Raw genomic sequence first — 17899 nt, forward strand, 5'->3', positions numbered from 1 at the left:
CTGATTAAAAAGTAACACTGACACCACCTGAAATCATTTTTTGTTGTGGATAGAACCCATTGTTCACATTAGGCGATTCAGGATCAAGGTATTTCAACTTATCCCAGGTAAAAAGATTAAATCCTGACACGTTTAAGCGAACACGCTCGATTTTGTTATTGAATAACGATTTTGGCAATGTGTAACCTAACTGTATAGATTTTAATCTTAAGTAATCATTCTTAATGACGTGAGCCGAGTTGGCATTTGCATTATGTGGTGAGAAAGATGCAGTATTAGTGGTTAACCTTCCAAAATTTGCATTATGATTATCAGGCGTCCAAGATTGCTCCGCTAAATAATAAGGTGTATTACCGAAGTTATAAAACGTCCTTGTAAACGGACTATTATCTTCAATCCCCTCAACATTGCTTGACCCTTCATATACACCGCCGAGAGCTACAGATGAGATAGCCGCTCCCTGAAATAGCGCAGAAAGATCAAAGCCCTTATAACCCACCTCTAAATTCAAACCATACATAATTTCAGGAGTATTCGATTTTCCTACCCAGGTCATATCCGCATCCCTGGTAATCCTTCCGTCGCCGTTCAGATCACGATACTTAAAGAATCCAGGAGCTAAAAATCCGGCACTTGGCGAGCTACCATTTCTTGCTTCTTCCCAGGTTTCATAAAAACCATCAGCAACGAAACCTAATTTTTCACCTACACTTCTTCCGGTACGTTTTTGCCATTCAGGGAGGTTCTGATTTTCAGTTATCTTCAAGATCTTGTTTCGCGCCCAGTTAAAATTAGCTGTTAAGCCATATCTGAAATCTCCTATCTGGTTTCTGTGCCTTAATTGTAAATCAACGCCGCGGTTTGCAACTATTCCATCGTTCACTGTAGAGAAGAAGTAATGGCCTACTGAAGCCGGGTACAACGCGGCTACAGAATTTAATATGTTATGTGCTTCTTTATAGAAATAATCGAAATCTATTCCGAATTTCCCCCCTTTAAACTCGGCTTCGAATCCAAAATTCGCCATAGTATGCTTTTCCCAGATTAATCCAGTATTCCCCGGGGCACTGGTATAAAGAGCAGAAACTGGAAGTCCCCCAATAACTACAACCGGGTTTTCAGTAAGAGAGAACGTATTCAGATAAGCAAAAGAACCTATTGTTTCGTTCTTTCCTGTTGTTCCAATAGACGCTTTTAATTTGAAGAAGCTCATAGTACTTTTTACCTTCTCGAAAAAAGCCTCCTCACTTACGATCCATCCCAAACCTGCACCAGGAAAAAAGCCCCATCTCCCTTCCACCGGGAAGTTTAAGGAAGCATCAGCTCTGGCAGCCACTTCTAACAAATACCTGTTTTTGTAAGAGTAATTGATTCGTCCTACATACCCATGTCTTGCAACTACGCCGCTCTCTCCGGTTGGGGAGATAAAGTCATTTGTAGCTGTACTTCCGAAATTGATCTCATGTATATCAGTAAGCGCAAAATTTCTTGCCCCGGTAGAAAATACATTGTTTTTTCGTTGAGACCATTCATACAATGCGAGCACATCTATCGTATGGTCGCCATGAGTTTGATTATAATTCAAGCTCGGCTGAAAAGTGATACGATTATTCTGACTATAAGATTGTCTTAAAGTATTTACAGTTAACCCGGGGGGGTTGACCAAAATAAAATCTCCCGAAATCTGCTCACGGGTCTTCCCCATTAGTTGATACGGTACTGTCCAAGATTTATTTTCAGTGCTGGTCTTGTCATAGGTAGTCATGACTTTACCTTTCAAGCCTTTTACCCAGGGAATATTTACATTAAACGTCAAGCCACCCTGAAAAACGTCCGACATGGTGTTTTGATACCCCGATTCACTTACTGCCGCTAACGGATTTACATAACCACCTCCACTATTTGATGCCGTCGGAATCCCGTTATGATATTTAGGCATGTTTGGAAGAGTCCTCACTGCCTGATAAAACGGATTCATGTATGCGGTATTTTCCGGCAATATTCCGGGCGCTGATGTCTTTTGCTGTCTTACGCTCAAATCCAGGGCAACTGAAAAAATTGAATTAATTTCAGCGTCCAGATTAGTTCGGGCATTAAACCGCTTAAAACCGGTTCTGTCGACAATGCCGTCCTGATCATAGTAACCTAAATTAGAAAAGTACCGGATTTTGTCTGATCCGCCACGCAAAGTAACGCTATGTGTTTGAGTAGTACTTGTTTTATCCAGCAGCTCACCCACCCAATCGGTGTTTCCCAATAAAGGATTGGTATTGGTACCGTTTCTAAGTGCATCAATCTCTTCCTGTGTGTATACCATAGCCCTTGGATCCAGCCCGGTATTAATAAAATAATCGTTATCCATTTCCTGAGCGCGGGTATACCATTCCATATAATCCGGCCCATTTAAAAATTTTGGAAAACGTGTATTTGAATTCACATTGACACCACCATCATAAGAGACAGTTGGCCGCTGGTTTTTACCTCTTTTAGTAGTGACCAGAATAACACCATTAGCAGCCGTTATACCATACACTGAAGAAGAAAGAGCGTCTTTCAAAACGGAAACAGTTTCAATCTCATTAGGGTCTAGTTGTGAAAACTGATCCATGGTGCGTTCTACACCATCGATAATCACAGTTGGCCCCTGACTTCCCTGGTTTGACCCTATCCCGCGTACCCTTATTGTCGACCCATCAGCACCAGGTCTTCCCGATTGCTGCAAAGTGGTGATACCAGGCAAACGGCCAGCTAACATATTAGACACGTTCATAGTAGGCGCCTGTTTAAAATCATCGGCCGTAATCTGCGCCACAGATCCAATTACGTTCGATTTCTTTTGCGTACCATAACCTACTACAATTACTTCGTTTAACTGAGACTGAGATTCGGAAAGTTTGATGTTTATAGAAGATCCGCTTATTGAAACTTCCTGAGTAGTAAAACCAAGATAGGATGCCACTATGACGGTTTGTCCATCTGGAACTTTTAAAGTAAACTTTCCGTTTACATCGGTCATTGTTGCAGCAGAGGTATTTTTCACCCTTAAGGTAACACCAGGCAATGGCTCATTTTTGCTGTCTGTAACCGTGCCACTTATCGGTCGCGTCTGGGCAAAAACTATTGTATCGAAACACAACGCGCAGAAGACCATGAAAAGAGCTAGCCATGGCAACTTCTTTTTCTTTGTAAAAAATTTTGGCATGAGATGAGGGATTGATTATTATATAATAGTTGAGTTTAATTATTTCAATAGATTCCCATTGAAATCAATCGGCGTCTGAAACGGATTTAAAAACCTGTCTATCGCCAGAGCAACTTCTTCACGGGTCAGCGTTTGTGCATCCTCTTTTTTCAGGTACTGCAACACAGAATTAATCGGCGTACTAGCATTGATCATATGAATCAGATCTGCGAAAAATTTGGCGTCCATATCTTTCCCAGATCCCTGTATGTGATCAATTACCGGGTAATAGGTCTTTAACCCCTGCACCATTTCATATTCGCTAATTGGATGATTTGGGTAAAACCAGGTTTGATTAGCCCATTTATAAGAGATGCCGGTTCCTCTCAAAATACCGGTAGCGCCAATCCTTTGAATAGCCTGGAAACTAGCATTCTCCGGTTTCACATCTATAAAAGGTAATAAATATGCTTTGCCATCCAATAACAACTGTTGGACGTCCCTAATATTTACGTCCTTTGGTTGGATATCTTTTTTTACCGCAACTGCAGCAAGTGCACCAGCAGCCTGTCCAATTCCCAATACCACCGGTTGTAATCTCGTAGCACCAGCAACAATATTGGAAACACTGATGCTCTTTTCCGCAACAATTAACCCATCTAAATCCTTCGGAACCAATGCTCCAAGTGGCACATTATAGGATGGTACTTTTATTTTCACAAAATCAATCTTCGGTGCGTCAGGGTTCTTAAGATGATGATGGTCTATGGTATAATCTCCCACAATAACTCCGGTACGGTAGAACGCATTTTCTTGATCGTAAGGTTGTGACACATAAGGAAGGGTAAGCCTTACCAGGCCATGTACTCGTCTCGATTCACGATGATATGGAATCATCGGTAACTTGTCTTTCGTTGGAAATTCATCCGCAATACCTAAATACTTGAAGCCTAGTTCGGTTTGCATGTAATACAAGAACCTTAAGGTATGCAGCTTAGCTTCTTCCAGAGCCTTCTTTCGCTCAGCATCACTCTTTTCAATTATATTTAAGTAGATGTCGTTCCCATCTTTAGGCCAGTTAATCATGTACTTACCGTTGGGCAGTTTACCATAGGTGATCATTTTGGAACAGTCTATTAGAGGTGTAGCATCGATCGCAGCAGGATCTGCGACATCACAGCAATGTTTGAAAAGTTCCGGGTCATAACCCGCAGGTTTTCTGATGGTTTTATCAGCTCCTTTACCAAAGTCTTTTAGGATCACCACATAAGTAAGATCCTGGATGATGTCGTTTGCTTTTTCAGGAGCCTGAATTTCACCACTTACCAGTCTGCTATCCATCCCAATATCGTACCTTGCACCGCAAGCAGCCATCACATCCCCCAGCTCAGTGGCATCAATAAGAACTCTTGCATGGACAACCTGCAAATTTTTCCCTTTCCTCACCTTTACCAGCCATCCAGTACTATCTTTCTGTATACTTTCGAAACGCGACTGATACCATATATCCAGCAAAGGAATTTCGGATGCCATCTTCTTTAACAACTGATTTCCAACCGAAGGCTCAAACAGTGTGTTACTTACCCAGCCGGTTTCAACAGCAGCCGGCCCACCATAGTATTTATACAGTTCCTCACGAAATTCACCCCATAAACCTGAGGGCAACTGGTGATTTCCATCGATAGCTGATACCCCTGCAGACGTAAGCATCCCGCCCAGCCAGTTCGTTTCTTCGATAACTAAAGTTTTTGCGCCCAGCCGGGAAGATTGGATGGCTGCGGTCACACCGCTGGCGCCACCTCCTATGATAAGCACATCGGTATTTATGCCTTTCTGTGCAGACGCATTTGTAAACAAGCAAAGGAAAACGGAGATAAATATATAGAGGTTCTTATTCATACGTTGTACTATTAAACGAATGTAATTATTATTAATAATAGAACAAAGCTTTTTAATATTTTTTAATAGGTTTTCGTCTATTACATTATAAAATAAGATCCTGTTCAATAATTAATGCCCTCAAAATTAGGAAAACGTTAATAAATGCACCTTACAATCGAAAAAAATACCGAAATAACGCACATTTAATAAAATTTACTAATCAAAAACCCTAAAATTCTACCAAATTACAAATGCCTTAACTTTTTAATTTTTTGGCATTATTTACGATATCTTCTAGTAGGTGTTGATATTTGAAATATATTTGAGCAAATTTTGTATTTTAAATAAATACAAAGAGAGATTCTTTATTAAGTATTATGACATTCTTTGAAGAACTTAATGACGAAAATATTTCCGGTGTTGCCTATAAGAACATGCAGCTTAAGAAAAACGCAATATCTTATCTGTGCAACAATGGAAACTGCACGATTGCGGATCTTTGTAAGGAACTCAGTCTAAGCACTCCAAAAGTCACCAACTTGGTGAGTGAATTGATAGGGGACGGACTGGTAAGAGATCTTGGAAAGGTTGAATCCACAGGCGGAAGAAAACCTAACCTGTACGGCATGATTGCTGATTCAGTATTTTTTTTAGGAGTAGATGTTAAACAAAGCCATATCAACATAGGCTTGACTGATCTGCAAAAGAACCTTCGGGAAACCAGGCACAACATCCCTTATGTATTAAGTAATGCTCAAAACTCACTGGACGAACTTATCAGGCTAATCAGGGATTTTATTAAAAGCAGCAGCGTTAGCAAAGAGAAGATTCTCGGCCTGGGTATCAACTTATCAGGAAGGATTAATTATTCAACGGGCTACAGTTACAGTTTTTTTCATTTTAATGAAGAGCCTCTTTCAAAAACCGTAGAAAACGAATTGGGCATCAAAACATTTTTAGAGAACGACTCCCGAGCTATGGCGTTTGGAGAATTCAATTCGGGCGTTGTAAAAGAGGAAAAGAACGTCATTTTCCTTAATATGGATTACGGGCTAGGAATGGGCGTCATGATTAATAGTCAGCTATACTACGGAAAATCGGGCTTTGCCGGAGAATTTGGCCATATTCCAATTTTTGATAACGAGATTATTTGCAATTGTGGGAAGAAAGGGTGCCTGGAAACAGAGGCGTCAGGTTGGGCATTGACCCGTATGTTCAAGGAAAAAGTAAAGGCGGGATCCTCTACAGGCATCTTCAATAACGAAAATATCAAAACAGACAAAATCGAAGATATCCAAATGCAAGACATTTTGGAAGCTGCACAAAATGATGACGTTCTGGCCATTGACCTGATCGCTCGTGTCGGTGAAAAACTGGGTAGGGGAATTGCATTGCTCATCAATATTTTCAACCCAGAGCTGGTAATTTTAGGGGGAAGCTTATCTACTACGGGAGAATACATACGCTTACCTATAAAAAGTGCCATTAATAAATATTCACTTAGTCTTGTAAGTGGCGACACTCAACTAAAAGTATCTGGACTTGGAGAACAGGCCGGGATTATCGGCGCATGCTTATTAGTAAGGAACCGACTATTAAACTTAAAATAAGATTTCAGGCGTGAAAAAGAACTAAAATCCCTTTCCACTGATACTAAGTATTTCGGCTCCCCTTTTCCTTTGTTCCTCAGTTGCGACAACTCGAAAATTCGCCCTTCCCGGGCAAGTCATTTCTGTATACCTTCCATTGTGGAATGGCACCTCTATGATATTTTTGTTGATACTTCTGTAGAGGCTTGTAGATTTCCATTCCGACCCGAAAACTTTGGTTCCGGTGGACTGCACAGGCTTACCCTCATTTGCAACCTGATCGATGGCATTCACACGCTTAAATTCGCCCTTTGAATCAAACGTATAGCCGTCACATTCGAAATCGCGCTCAAACTTTTTACCAGCTCCCTCCACTATAAATCTAATCTTACCATTAGCAATAACCCTCACAGACATGTAGACCTCCTCTCCGGGATACCAATAATATTCTTTTTTAGCAGGTGCATTCTCAAAAACAGCCGCCTGACCAGACACATGACCCGTACGTCGTAAAAAAGGCCTGAAAGCCTTTCTTTCTGCCGAAATACTTCCATCATCATCCTTTACTATCTCCCATGCCAACCCGATGTCAGTCTCCTGGCCCCCCATAAGTCCACCAAGATAGATTGATGGATTGTCAAGATATTGCTTTGGCTTTTTTGGATTAATACGCCTTTCATCAAACTGAAGCTTGGGCAACACCACTTTACCGCTAATCCCCAACCAACTATCCTCCGAAGAAACAAGTTTCCTATAATAGGCTCCTTCAAAACAAGGTCTTTCCCTCACAGGCTTTACCTCGTCGCTATAAAAGCTGTCTGCCGGAGCGTTTTCCAAACCCCTTGAATGTGGAGAACAGGACGAGAATAGCAACCCAAATCCCGTTATAATTAAAAAAATCTTCGGCATATCTAAGTCTTCAGAAAAAGCATTCGTATAAACGGCGTACTTGTTTACTTTAAATCAACCGGTACAAAAATTAAAGGTGTAGGCAAACAAGAAGCTCCGGGAGGAGAGTATTTTAATTTAATAGTCTGCTTGCTGCCATCTTTAGATGGCTTGAATACCTGCACCAAAATAGCTTCCGGAGCTCCTCTTGTTGTAAGTTTATTGCTTGGAAGCTGAACGATACCATCCTCAAAAATCCCTTCGCTGATCACCATACTCGCAGCCATACCACTACACCACTTATTATCCGTTCGGGAGTTCCATGTCAGCAAGGCCAGGCCTTTTCCATCAGTACTTTTCCAATCCAGCTCAATTTCATAAATCACACCGTAGTTACCAGCAAGTTCAGACAACTGTCCGCTCACACCTTCTTTTCCAACCACCCAGGGATCACTTTTCCCATCCGCCACAATTAACTGGCTCACACCATTTTTGGTGTCCAGTAACTCTTTGTTCAAAATTTTATAATTACTCACCCCGAACAATCCTCTCCCTGCATTTTTATGCCCTGTTGGAACTATAGTTTTAATCTTGTTGTAAGCCTCAGGCCCAGACGTGGATGGAGAAGTTTGCAGAACCGCAATTTCTGCGGGCTGATCAATAACAAATTCATAGATCCCATGAACAAGCTCGTCATATTTGACTACGTACTGTTCCAGTTTCTGATCTATGGCTATTGTTTTTCCGGGAGCTATCTTTACAATCTTATCCGAAGGCTGTGCTGCGAAATAATCGGCCAAACCTTGTTTACCCAATTGAAAATAGTTGGTACTTGGTTTCTGAGACACATATTTAAGCATCTTAAGATTCAAAGTACTATTTCCAGTATTCTTAATCACGGCAGTAATTTTCCTGTCTATTTTCACCGGCTCCTTTACTCCATTCACATTATACACATAGAGACGAACAGCACCCGGTTCAACATTTTCCTTTAAAGCGATGGCCTCAGGGATGCGGATATACTCCGGATCATCAGATATGATATACTGCGGGCCAGGCATCACAATTTTTTTATAGTCTATCGTTTTGATCTGCTCGCTCAAAAAACCCGGCAACTCCACAATCTCGCCTCTTCCCGCTTGGAGTAATCGCGTCTGATTTTCCTTACCCAAATCCTGACCTTTGAGGCTTGCCAATATTCCAACTTGTAGTATACAAGCAAATAAGTATTTTCCTTTTATCATCATGTAACCGAATTTTTAATTACTATTCAACAGTGTGTTTAATTTGATTTGCAAAAAAATGCATGTGCTGTAATAAAGTCGCAGACCAATATCTCCCCGTATGTGCACCTGGTTGCGCAATATAAGTAGCGGAAAGCTTTAAAGAATCACATTTATCCCGAAGGCTTTTATTCGATTTATACAGATAGTCATCGGTACCACAGTCGAATACAAAGGCCTTTCCCGTTCCAGCCAGCTTGTGTATATTATTTACAATAGAATAATCATCAAACGCAGCATTACGGTCCGAATATTCACCCAGATGAGCAGCAATAGTCGTTTTTTTAAAACCGGAATGCCGAAGGTTTACAACTCCTGATGTACTTCCCGCACTGCAAAACAGCTCTGGATAGCGAATAAACAACCATAAAGCCCCATAGCCGCCCATACTCGCCCCGCTTATAAAGACTTGACGTCTATCAATCGGGTAGGCTTGATTTATTTCCGGCATTAGTTCTTTAATAAAGAAACTTTCATACTGTGAGCTATCCTGTCGTGGCGAGTCGAAATACCAGCTTTTTTTCAACCCATCCGGACAAATGATAAGAAACCCGTACTTATCGGCAATAGATTGCAAATCGGCAAGTCGTGACCAAGCCCGAAAATCAGCCGAATGGCCATGTAAAAGATAGAGCACAGGATACGTTTTCTCTGTCGTAAAGGATTGAGGCTTGTAGATCAAAACTGAATCTTGCTCCTTCAAAAACTTCGAGCCGATGATTTTCAGCTCCTGAGATGTTGCACTACCACATAGAAAGCTCAGCGCCAAAATAAAGCAAACCAACTTTCGTACAACACAAATTCGCATATAAACAATGATTTAAACCAGGACAGCCGAGTAACACTTACCAAATTTAAAATAGTTTACATAACTACAAAAATCTTTTTAATATTTTTTAAAAATACTTGTTCGTTATATTTAACATGTTTGGGGAAGACCTCACTGAAGTGACTAGGCTTTTCAAGGTTCGTCACAATTCCATAGGAAGTCCTGATCTTTTATAATAAACAATTCACTAAATCAAGCTTGAGCCCATGTTGTATAAAAGATATGTGTATCCTCCTAGCATAAGTTTCATTATTCAAGTTTAAATGATAAATTGCATAATAAGTGCCAAGTACGTATAAGTGCTTGCATCTGTAGCAGTTGCCCTCTAACCTAAAACTAATTCAATGAAAGTTCAGATCTTAGGCACTTTACTGATATCGATCTCACTACTAACAAACGGCCAGTCTTTAACCGCCCCTCTTCAAGTCAGGGTCGAGCAAGGGATATTGCAAGGTAAGAGTGAAGGTGGTATAACAGTATTCAAAGGCGTTCCCTTTGCCTCACCACCAGTTAAGGCATTGCGCTGGAAAGCCCCCCAACAAGCCAATAAATGGCAGGGCGTAAAACAAGCGACCGAATTTGCTCCTTCCCCCTATCAGCCTGGAAATCCGGCAGCAGGAAAAAGCGAAGATTGCCTGTACCTGAATGTCTGGACACCGGCCAAATCATCAACAGAGAAGCTCCCGGTCATGGTATGGATATACGGCGGCGGATTTAGCTTTGGATCGACAGCAGATCCAACCACTACAGGTGCCAACCTTGCCAGGAAGGGAGTAATCGTTGTGAGTGTCCCCTACCGCGTCGGTCAGCTGGGTTTCCTGGCCCATCCGGAATTAAGCGCCGAAGATCCTAATAAAGTATCCGGCAATTATGGCTTACTCGATCAGATAGCAGGATTGAAATGGGTACAAAAAAACATTGAAGCATTCGGCGGTGACCCGCGAAAAGTCACCATATTTGGTGAGTCGGCAGGAGGAATATCCGTCAGCATGCTCTGCGCATCCCCTCTAGCCAAGGGCCTGTTTCACGGTGCTATATCCCAGAGCGGCGGCTCCTTCGGTCCTACCCGTGCCACTACATATCCCGGCGAAAACATGAAAACGCTTCAGCAAGCAGAAGCTGATGGCCTCGCTTACGCAAAATCAACAAATGCAGCTTCCCTGGCAAATTTGCGGGAAATGGATGCTGAAAAGCTGCCTATGGGGATGAACATGGGTGGAGCATGGCCGATCATTGATGGTCATGTTCTTCCAGACGATCAATACAAACTTTACAAAGAAGGGAAGTACAACGCGACGCCTGTGCTGATCGGATATAACTCAGACGAAGGACTTAGCTTCACTCGCGAAAAGAACCCTGAGGAGTTTAGGTCTAACGTCGAAAAACGCTATGGTAAATACGCCGATCCGTTATTAGCAGCCTATCCACTTTCAAAAGACGGTATACCCAAATCAGCCCGTGACCTGAGTCGAGATGCAGCTTTCGGCTGGCAGACCTGGATCTGGGCCAAGCTTCAGTCGCAAACGGGCCCAGCTAACGTTTACCTCTATTATTTCGACCAACACCCCGAGTATCCGAAGAATTCCCCCAGATATGGTCAAGGCTCGCCTCATGGCCAGGACGTTGCTTATGTATTTCAGACGCTGGATGACAAGAACCCAGATATATCTCCATCAGACATCAAACTCTCCGAAATCATCAGTACCTACTGGACAAACTTTGCCAAGAATGGAAACCCAAATGGAAAAGGAGTACCAGAGTGGCCGGCGTTCAAGCCTACAAACCCGAAAGTAATGTATCTAAAATCCAGTTCACATGTCGGCCCTGTTCCAGATGAAAAGTCACTTAAGGTATTAGATTCATACTTTCAATGGAGGTTTACATCCGAGGGAAAAGACTCAGCTAATTAGCATCGAAATGAAATACCGTCTAATCATAGCTTAGTATAACAGAGAGCTACCCACCCAGCTCTCTGTTATTACCCAACTAGTGATTATGCCCCTTTTCAGCATGTATCTCAAATTTTAATTTCAATACATCTTCGCCAGCAAATTTGCTAGCATAATCACTATGGTTCCAGTCGTTCCTGGAAACGGTCGCTTTTACGCCACTGCCAAGTTTTCTCAATACATAAGTAATCTCTTTAGCTGCACCCTCATTATCGCGACCAACAGTAAAGTAGCTAATGATACCTGTTGTGCCGATTCCGCCGCTACCCGTCACATCTGTACCATCACCATATTTCAATTCTCTTGGCTGAAATATGGCGCCGCTTTCACTAGTTGAATTCACATTCAGTTTAAGGTTCCCGCCAACCAAAAAGGCCTTGTACTGGTCAGCAACTGCCTGACTGGCGATGTAATTATTCTGAACTTCCTTTCCTTCGTAATCCCAGGCCTTTAACTCCATTTTATAGATGGCATCAGCCTTTAAATGCAGATGACCGTTGGCAGTAGCCGATCCCTGCTGGTTGAATTTAATCACAGTCTTTTCGCCTTCTACGGCATTCGCCAATCCATGAAAATGATCACCATGCGCTTCTACTCCAGTTCCTCTAACCTCTGTTAAGATGATCTCCGATCTTTCTACTCCCTCTTTGATGGGATCATCATTGTCTTTTTTACACGATGTAACCGTGAGTATCCCTAAGACGATAACTGCAAGCACTGTTAAGTTGAACTGTTTTTTCACATTCTTCCAATTGCCTATGTATATCTTGGCAGATAATGTGGTAGCACTTGAAGCTATCTGGAAAGACAAAGCTGTCGAAATTGAAGGCAAGCTTGCCGACGCCCATCATAACCAAGCTCGTGTAAACATCGTTCAGCAGCTACTCACTGAGAAGATGGCCGAAAGCAACGATGATCTACAACTCGTCTCCTGTTTGGAACAGGCAAAACTCAACGGGGAATTCCTAACAGTAAGGCAACTCGCTAAGACAGTCGGACTAAGCCAACGGCAGCTCTCTCGCAAATTTCAGCAGTATGTAGGCGTATCCCCCAAAGAATACCTGCGAGTCAGCAGATTTACCCAATCTCTGCAACATCTCAAGCGATATCCAGCATACTCCCTCACGAAAATTGCTTACGAAAGCAGGTACTTCGACCAGGCGCACTTCATACGGGATTACAAAGAGTACACGGGATATACACCCGGCGTGTTGATCAAGTCGAGCGATATCGTATATTGATGTCCGATTTATACAATTAATGTAAGCTGATTAATTGCATTTTGCAGCACAAAAACAAAAACATGCGAAAATTAATTCTAGGATTAGCTGTAACATTGGATGGCTTTATTGAAGGCCCAAATGGAGAATACGATTGGTGCTTTACCGATCAGGATTATGGACTCAGTGAATTCTATTCACGCATCGATGCCATTTTTATCGGTCGAAAAAGCTATGAGATAGCGCAGCAATACGCCAGTGAAAACAACGGCCAAATGGCTCCGGATATGCCGCCTTTACAGGAATATATATTCTCAAAGACCCTTGAGACTGTAAAAAAAGGCGCTGTACTGATATCAGAAAACAGCATGACCGAAGCCCGCAAAATAAAAGAAGAACCTGGCAAAGACATCTGGCTTTATGGTGGTGCAGCACTCACTGACGCTCTAATGCACGAGGGCTTAGTAGACGAGATCTGGTTGTCAGTACATCCGATTCTTCTCGGCGCAGGCACCCCCCTCTTCCGCCATCAGGACACTAGGACAAAACTGGAATTGCTGGAATGCAAAACTTACGAGACCGGATTAGTGTCGCTTAGATACCAAATCAAACAGTAGTTCCAATCATCGGAGTACCCATTCTGATTTATTCAGTTTCTCCACGAACATAATATTCGGCCATCAATTTTTTGCGCAGACCTGATCATCAAAAAGATGATCAGGCTTTTTTAACAAATTCTGATTTGAGTGCCATGGCACCGAAGCCCTCGATCTTGCAATCGATGTTATGGTCGCTATCCACCAGGCGAATATTCTTGACCTTTGTTCCAGCTTTAATGGATTTAGGGCTCCCTTTTACCGGAAGGTTTTTGATCGTGATCACTGAATCACCATCGGCCAGCACATTACCGTTGCTGTCTTTTACAACAAAGGCGGTCTCACCAACCTGTTCTTCAGCAGCTTTCCATTCATGTCCGCATTCCGGACAAACCAGTAAGTTTTCCAGTTCATAAGTATAAGGAGATTGACAGATCGGGCAAGGTGCTAGTTCGTTCATATAAATTCAAAATTGTTCGTGCGCAAAGGTAACAATTGCCAGGATTCCCAGGGAAGATTGATCACCGTTTACCGCGCCGCCAACTAAAAATGATTAGCCACCATAGCTTGGCTACATTCTAATCACGCCCTATATCGAAAAAAATGATGTAAAACATTTTGCGGCATGGACATTCCTCTTACTTTTGACAAGCATCAAACTCAGAAGCAGATACTTACCTAATAAACTGGTTATAAAAACACACTAATTCGTAACACATTGAAGATAGCAGTTCTTAAAGAGCAAAAAAATCCCGAAAAAAGGGTGGCATTAACTCCGGATGTTGTCAAAACACTGGTCAAGGCAGGGTTCAAATGTCATGTTGAAACCACTGCCGGAAACGGGAGTGGTTTCTATGACTCATCCTATGTTGCAGCAGGCGCCGTAATTGAAAAAGACAGAACCTCATTATTGGGCGATACCAGGATTTTGCTAAAAGTAAATGCACCCTCTCTTGAAGAGGTATTGCTTTTGAAAGAAGGCGCAGTCATTATTTCTTTTATGTATGCTTACACCATCCCGGAAATTGTGGAAGCCTGTAATGCAAAAAAGATATCCACCTTCGCCATGGATGCAGTTCCCCGAATTTCCCGCGCTCAAAAGATGGATGCCTTAAGTTCGCAATCTAATTTAGCAGGATATAAAGCGGTATTATTAGGCGCAAATGCATTAGGTAAAATATTCCCATTAATGATGACCGCTGCAGGCACTATTACTCCTGCAAGAGTATTGATTTTCGGTGCTGGGGTTGCCGGCCTACAAGCTGTGGCGACAGCTAAACGCCTTGGCGCACTTGTAGAAGTTACCGATGTGCGCGATGAAACGAAGGAGCAGGTAGAATCACTCGGCGGACGCTTTCTACAGGTACAGGCAGATGGCGTTCAAACCGAAGGCGGCTACGCTACAGAAGTTTCCGAGGTGTATTTGCAGAAGCAAAAGGAACTTATTTCTAAACATGTAGCAGAAGCTGATATAGTGATTACTACGGCTCTTGTCATTGGGAAAAAAGCACCGCTACTGATTACCGAAGAAATGGTAAAAACGATGAAACCTGGTTCAGTAATTGTTGATATGGCCGTAGAAAGCGGGGGTAATTGTGAGTTGAGCGAGTTCAATAAAACGATTATTAAACACGGAATTACGTTGGTTGGCGAAGCTAACCTACCAGCACTGGTTGCTGTCAACGCCAGTGAACTCTACGCAAAAAACATCAGCACCTTATTGCTACACCTGGCAGATAAGGAACATTTCAAATGGGACATGGATGATGAAATTACCAAAGGCTCGCTGATTACCCATAACGCTGAAATTGTGCACGAATTCACCAAAGAAATACTAAATAAAAACAAAGTATGAACCCAGAAAATCTAATTGTACTACTCTATGTGCTGGTGTTGGCCAGTTTCATCGGATTTGAACTTATCGCAAAAATACCTCCTACTTTACATACGCCATTGATGTCGGGCTCCAATGCCATTTCAGGAATTACCATTGTTGGGGCCATTGTAGCCTCGGGTCCGGATATGTGGTCGACCAGTAAAGTTTTAGGAATAGCTGCACTTTTTCTGGCTACACTAAATGTAGTTGGCGGTTATGCAGTTACCGATAGAATGCTTCAGATGTTTAAAAAGAAGAAATGAATCAAGACATTATCATTAAAATAGCCTATTTGGTAGCATCCGTCCTATTCATTGTAGGTATCAAGATGCTCGGAAAAACAACCACCGCTCGTAAAGGAAATACCCTTAGTTCTGCTGCAATGTTAATTGCCGTTTTAATAACGCTTCTGGACAAGAATGTATTAAGTTTTACTGAAATTTTCGTCACTATCCTGATCGGATCTGCTGTAGGCTTGTACATCGCACAGAAAGTAGAAATGACACAGATGCCCGAGATGGTGGCGCTGCTAAATGGGTTTGGCGGCGCGTCTTCCGTGCTCGTCGCAACATCAGAATACTGGAAGTTAGCACATGATACTGCCCTAACCATGGATCCAATTGTTGCCGTAACCGTAGCCTTAAGTGTGATCATCGGCTCGGTTACTTTCACGGGATCCATGGTAGCTTTTGGCAAACTAAAAGGATTAATAAACGGAGGGTCAGTTACATTCAAAGGGCAACACTTTTTAAACGCACTTTTTTTAATTGCGATTATCATTTTCTCGGCAATGATGGTTTCCAGTCCGAATAGCGAAGTCTGGATGTTCTCGCTGTTAATTCTTGCACTAGTTTTAGGCGTATTAATAGTAATTCCTATCGGTGGTGCCGATATGCCAGTAGTGATTTCTCTGCTTAACTCCTACTCCGGTATCGCAGCATGTGCAACGGGCTTCATATTAAACAACCAGGTATTAATTATCGCCGGTGCACTGGTTGGAACCTCTGGCATTATTCTTACGCAAATTATGTGTAAAGCAATGAACCGTTCTTTAGCAAACGTCTTGTTAGGAGGCTTTGGACAAACCGTTGGTTCTTCTTCAAAAAGTGAGCAGGAAATAGTGACCAAAGAAGTAGGTGTTGAAGAAACAGCTATGCTTTTTGATTCAGCTTCGTCCGTTATCATTGTTCCAGGTTATGGAATGGCGGTAGCACAAGCCCAACATGTGGTAAGAGAATTAACCGACCTATTAGAAAAAAGAAATATCGATGTGAAATTCGCGATTCACCCTGTTGCAGGACGCATGCCAGGGCACATGAATGTACTTCTTGCAGAAGCAAATATCCCTTACGACAAGTTGATTGAAATGGACAACATTAATGACGAATTCGCTAATACGGACATCGCATTAATAATTGGTGCTAATGATGTAGTAAATCCTGCTGCCCGTAGCAATCCGCAAAGCCCTATTTACGGCATGCCGATATTAAATGTTGACAAAGCCCGTACAGTAATTGTATCTAAACGGAGTATGAATGCCGGTTATGCGGGTATCGAGAACGAACTGTTCGGCTTTCCAAACTGTTTGATGTTATTCGGAGATGCAAAATCCTCTATGTCTAAAGTGGTAAGCGAGTTGAAAGAGCTCAAGTAATACAGAATTTCGAGCTGACGTCTTCCGAGGCGTAGGACCATCAGCTTGTCGTGCCTATGCTCTCGATACTCTTGCACGTTAACCATCTACTGGGGTTAATTCATTCCATGCAGAATTCTACTAACGACAAAAATAAATCCTATTACTTCAAGAGTAATAGGATTTTCCACAAGTTTTTATACGCTAAAGCCTCTTGATTTTATCTACATACTATCTCCAGATAGCCTTAATATCGTAAAGTTTTATCTGGCCTACAGTAGCTTTATTGTTTGTTTCAATTTTAAGCTGGTCCATTTGGTTCTCCGGAAAGTAGACATCGGTAAATACATTTAAACCATTATCTACAAAAACCTCAGCAGAAGCAGAATCAAAATAGATGCTCAAATCAATTCGCTCTGATGAAGATATCCGAGGTGCAAAATGTTTTTTTGCAAAACCTTTTTCGAAATCAGACTTACCTGCCTTGCTCCGGTCGATAAAATATCGATTAGAATCTTTTTCATATCCGATCCTTAACTCTTCACCACTTTTATTAGAAAGGACGATCTGGAAATTTTCCTTATTTTCAAAAGATACGTCCAACCTAAAAGTGCCGTTCAGCTTTTTAAGGTTGGTGGACAGATCTATTTCTCTTGCGCTATTTATATTTTCTTTTGAGTATGTTAACCTTGTTATCTTTTCGAACTCCTTAACAGGAGAAGACACCAAATGAGCTTCTCCATTTACCGTTGCAAGGCTTAACTCTCTCGCCATAGTCGTTGCACCTCTCCACTCGACCGTTGGAACAACATTCGCGTACTGCCAGTTATTCATCCATCCGATAAATACTTTTCTGTTTCCTGTATTAGACCAGGTTACTCCTGCGTAATTATCAGTTCCATAGTCAAGCCACCTGGTTTCCGTAGAATGCGGAACAAACGTCTTACCATCAAAGTCTCCCGTGAAGTACTGCG

Annotated in this window: 15 protein-coding genes; 7 read left to right on the forward strand and 8 right to left on the reverse strand. The window is 42.1% G+C overall.

The genetic code is table 11. The annotated features are described in order from the left end of the window. Positions 1-4: 4 nt before the first annotated feature. Positions 5-3202 (reverse strand): SusC/RagA family TonB-linked outer membrane protein, encoded by a 3198-nt coding sequence (locus ACKI5J_RS00060; RefSeq protein WP_407425268.1) that lies wholly within the window; start codon positions 3200-3202, stop codon positions 5-7. A gap of 39 nt (positions 3203-3241) precedes the next feature. Continuing rightward, complete coding sequence (locus tag ACKI5J_RS00065; protein ID WP_407425270.1) at positions 3242-5080, reverse strand: FAD-dependent oxidoreductase; 1839 nt, start codon at positions 5078-5080, stop codon at positions 3242-3244. A 359-nt stretch (positions 5081-5439) separates the two neighbouring features. Here ACKI5J_RS00065 and ACKI5J_RS00070 point away from each other — a divergent pair, with 359 nt between their 5' ends. Next, positions 5440-6672: an ROK family transcriptional regulator gene (locus ACKI5J_RS00070; protein ID WP_407425272.1), complete on the forward strand. Its 1233-nt coding sequence runs from the start codon at positions 5440-5442 to the stop codon at positions 6670-6672. Between the two features lie 21 nt (positions 6673-6693). Here the strand turns inward: ACKI5J_RS00070 and ACKI5J_RS00075 are convergent, their stop codons facing one another. Genes ACKI5J_RS00075 through ACKI5J_RS00085 form a run of 3 tightly spaced genes read right to left on the reverse strand, consistent with a single transcriptional unit; the run spans position 6694 to position 9630 of the window. Then, positions 6694-7560, reverse strand: coding sequence for a hypothetical protein (locus ACKI5J_RS00075; protein ID WP_407425274.1), 867 nt, complete (start codon positions 7558-7560; stop codon positions 6694-6696). A 44-nt stretch (positions 7561-7604) separates the two neighbouring features. Further along, positions 7605-8786 carry a copper amine oxidase gene (locus ACKI5J_RS00080; RefSeq protein WP_407425276.1) on the reverse strand — a complete coding sequence of 394 codons (1182 nt, stop codon included), beginning with the start codon at positions 8784-8786 and terminating at the stop codon, positions 7605-7607. Between the two features lie 19 nt (positions 8787-8805). Then, entirely contained in the window at positions 8806-9630 is an 825-nt protein-coding gene (locus ACKI5J_RS00085) for an alpha/beta hydrolase (RefSeq protein WP_407425278.1), read from the reverse strand. A 365-nt stretch (positions 9631-9995) separates the two neighbouring features. On the opposite strand from ACKI5J_RS00085, the gene ACKI5J_RS00090 reads away from it, so the two are divergent. Beyond that, a complete protein-coding gene (locus ACKI5J_RS00090; protein WP_407425280.1) occupies positions 9996-11561 on the forward strand; it encodes a carboxylesterase/lipase family protein in 1566 nt (521 codons plus the stop codon). A 76-nt stretch (positions 11562-11637) separates the two neighbouring features. Here the strand turns inward: ACKI5J_RS00090 and ACKI5J_RS00095 are convergent, their stop codons facing one another. Then, complete coding sequence (locus ACKI5J_RS00095; RefSeq protein ID WP_407425282.1) at positions 11638-12342, reverse strand: hypothetical protein; 705 nt, start codon at positions 12340-12342, stop codon at positions 11638-11640. A gap of 16 nt (positions 12343-12358) precedes the next feature. Between ACKI5J_RS00095 and ACKI5J_RS00100 the strand changes: the two genes are divergently transcribed. Both ACKI5J_RS00100 and ACKI5J_RS00105 read left to right on the forward strand, forming a co-directional pair. Then, positions 12359-12841 carry a helix-turn-helix domain-containing protein gene (locus ACKI5J_RS00100; protein ID WP_407425284.1) on the forward strand — a complete coding sequence of 161 codons (483 nt, stop codon included), beginning with the start codon at positions 12359-12361 and terminating at the stop codon, positions 12839-12841. A gap of 62 nt (positions 12842-12903) precedes the next feature. Then, positions 12904-13437, forward strand: coding sequence for a dihydrofolate reductase family protein (locus tag ACKI5J_RS00105; RefSeq protein ID WP_407425286.1), 534 nt, complete (start codon positions 12904-12906; stop codon positions 13435-13437). Between the two features lie 100 nt (positions 13438-13537). Here ACKI5J_RS00105 and ACKI5J_RS00110 read toward each other — a convergent pair whose 3' ends face one another. Continuing rightward, positions 13538-13876, reverse strand: coding sequence for a zinc ribbon domain-containing protein YjdM (locus tag ACKI5J_RS00110; RefSeq protein ID WP_407425288.1), 339 nt, complete (start codon positions 13874-13876; stop codon positions 13538-13540). 258 nt (positions 13877-14134) lie between these two features. Here ACKI5J_RS00110 and ACKI5J_RS00115 point away from each other — a divergent pair, with 258 nt between their 5' ends. Genes ACKI5J_RS00115 through ACKI5J_RS00125 form a run of 3 tightly spaced genes read left to right on the forward strand, consistent with a single transcriptional unit; the run spans position 14135 to position 16946 of the window. Then, on the forward strand, positions 14135-15271 hold the full coding sequence (locus ACKI5J_RS00115; RefSeq protein ID WP_407425290.1) for a Re/Si-specific NAD(P)(+) transhydrogenase subunit alpha: 1137 nt from the start codon (positions 14135-14137) through the stop codon (positions 15269-15271). Next, positions 15268-15555 (forward strand): NAD(P) transhydrogenase subunit alpha, encoded by a 288-nt coding sequence (locus ACKI5J_RS00120; RefSeq protein WP_407425292.1) that lies wholly within the window; start codon positions 15268-15270, stop codon positions 15553-15555. The genes ACKI5J_RS00115 and ACKI5J_RS00120 overlap by 4 nt, the downstream gene beginning before the upstream one ends. Then, a complete protein-coding gene (locus ACKI5J_RS00125) occupies positions 15552-16946 on the forward strand; it encodes an NAD(P)(+) transhydrogenase (Re/Si-specific) subunit beta (protein ID WP_407425294.1) in 1395 nt (464 codons plus the stop codon). Before ACKI5J_RS00120 ends, ACKI5J_RS00125 begins: the two co-directional genes overlap by 4 nt. A gap of 210 nt (positions 16947-17156) precedes the next feature. On the opposite strand, the gene ACKI5J_RS00130 is transcribed toward ACKI5J_RS00125, so the two are convergent. After that, positions 17157-17899 (reverse strand): glycoside hydrolase family 32 protein (locus ACKI5J_RS00130; RefSeq protein WP_407425296.1); only part of this gene is annotated, 743 nt, incomplete at its 5' end.

Origin of the sequence: Arcticibacter sp. (assembly GCF_045629565.1) — a bacterium.
In the GTDB taxonomy this organism is placed as follows: domain Bacteria; phylum Bacteroidota; class Bacteroidia; order Sphingobacteriales; family Sphingobacteriaceae; genus Arcticibacter.